Source organism: Albidovulum salinarum, from assembly GCF_025673475.1.
GTDB lineage: Bacteria > Pseudomonadota > Alphaproteobacteria > Rhodobacterales > Rhodobacteraceae > Albidovulum > Albidovulum salinarum.
In genome coordinates, this window is the sequence record NZ_JAOVQO010000059.1 from 1 (window position 1) to 1,589 (window position 1,589).

Annotated in this window: 2 protein-coding genes and 1 pseudogene; 1 reads left to right on the forward strand and 2 read right to left on the reverse strand. The window is 64.6% G+C overall.

Going from position 1 to position 1,589, the window contains the following annotated elements; genetic code table 11:
- Window positions 1–190 precede the first annotated feature (190 nt).
- Window positions 191–535 carry a transposase gene (locus OEZ60_RS22080; RefSeq protein ID WP_263341014.1) on the reverse strand — a complete coding sequence of 115 codons (345 nt, stop codon included), beginning with the start codon at window positions 533–535 and terminating at the stop codon, window positions 191–193.
- A 32-nt stretch (window positions 536–567) separates the two neighbouring features.
- A complete protein-coding gene (locus OEZ60_RS22085; protein ID WP_263341017.1) occupies window positions 568–1,218 on the reverse strand; it encodes an IS110 family transposase in 651 nt (216 codons plus the stop codon).
- Between the two features lie 264 nt (window positions 1,219–1,482).
- Here OEZ60_RS22085 and OEZ60_RS22090 point away from each other — a divergent pair.
- A pseudogene (locus OEZ60_RS22090) lies at window positions 1,483–1,589 on the forward strand (IS5/IS1182 family transposase); the annotation flags it as partial.

The window sequence follows — 1,589 nt, forward strand, 5'->3', positions numbered from 1 at the left end:
GCCCGACAAGCACCTCAACCTGCCGCAACTTCATGACAATCTCTTCAGGTTTGTGCCGCTTCGTAGCCATGTCGATCCTCCGTTCTCCTAAACATAACGGCGGACCACTTCACTGGGGGAGGATCAGCCGCGCGTCCCGGCTGGACGCATTCGGTCGCGCTGAAGATCAGCGTCGGATCAGATTCGAGCTCTACGCCATCACGACCTCCCGGAAGGGCGTGTTGGTGCGCCACATGGCATGCAGGGTCACCGCCACCTTCCGGGCCAGCGCGACCTTGGCCTTGCGCGGACCGGTTCTCTCTGCAATCGCCTTGGCCCAGTCCCGCAGCCGTGGGCCGCCGAGGTTTCGGCAGAAGATGGCGTTCGCGGCCTCGAACAGGCACTTCCTGGTGAAGCCGTCTCCCCGTTTGGACACCCGCCCGTTCCGGCTGATCTCCCCGGATTCGTAGCGTCTTGGCGTCAGCCCCAGATAGGCACCCACGCTGGACGAACGGCGGAAGCGGGAGGCATCATCGAAGGCGGCGACAACCGCCATGGCGGTAATTAGTCCGACGCCGGGCGCTGTCATCAGCAGGCGGACGGCCGCATGCCGCTTGGCAATTGACCGGATCTCCGGCTGTCGAGCGCGGCAATGCGGGCCAGGATGTCCCGGCGCGCCCGCATGAGCGCCTCGAAGATCGGCACGAGGTCCGGGGCGACTGCCAACTCGCCTTCGATGATCTCCGCGGCCCGGCGCCTGAACCCGCCAACCCGCTTGCCGAACATGACGCCAAAGGTCTTCAGCAGCCCCCTGATCTCGTTCTCCAGCCTGACACGCATGCCGACCAGGGCCTCACGCGCCGTCAGCATCGCCCGGTTGACATAGGCATCATGGCTCTTGATCTGCGCGGCCTTGAACCAACCGGTGCGGACGATCTGCGCGAGACCGCGGGCATTATGCCGGTCGGTCTTGTTCGGCATCATCTTCAGCACGCCGCTCGCGTGGCGGGCATCCATGCAGACGATCGGTACCTGCCGCTCCGTCAGCGCGTTCCAGAGCCAGACGGCCAGCGGGCCGGTCTCCATGCCGACCCGTTCGAGGCCTTCGGTTCGTTCCGTCAGCCAGTCGGCAATCGCGTCCGGGCAGGTCGGCACCTTCGCCTCAGCCACCTGCGTCCCATCCCGACGCACCACGCAGATCGCCGTCTCCTCTTGCGACACGTCCAGCGCTGCAAACATTCCCATTGCGTCCTCCCTGCTCAGGCTCCGGCAGAGTGCCGGAGAGACAGATCCCATCCTGCAAGGAAGAAGGCCGCGGATGGGGCGTGTCGATTACGCTAAGTGGTGTGGTGTAGGAGGCCGCGCGCGGAGCCTTCGGCGCAGCGCAGCGCGCGGCCGTGGGTGGCGCTGGCGGTTACCCTCAATCTTCGGAGAAGGTTCGGCTGTGTTGTATAAATCCCGAGAGGGATTCATCTCGTGAATTCAGCGTGGTAGGTGGGTGGCATGAGCAGACCGACACCCGCGATCTACAAGACTTCGAACTGGCCAGCCTATAACGAAGCGCTCAAGCGCCGTGGGTCGCTGACGATCTGGTTCGACCCCGCGATGAA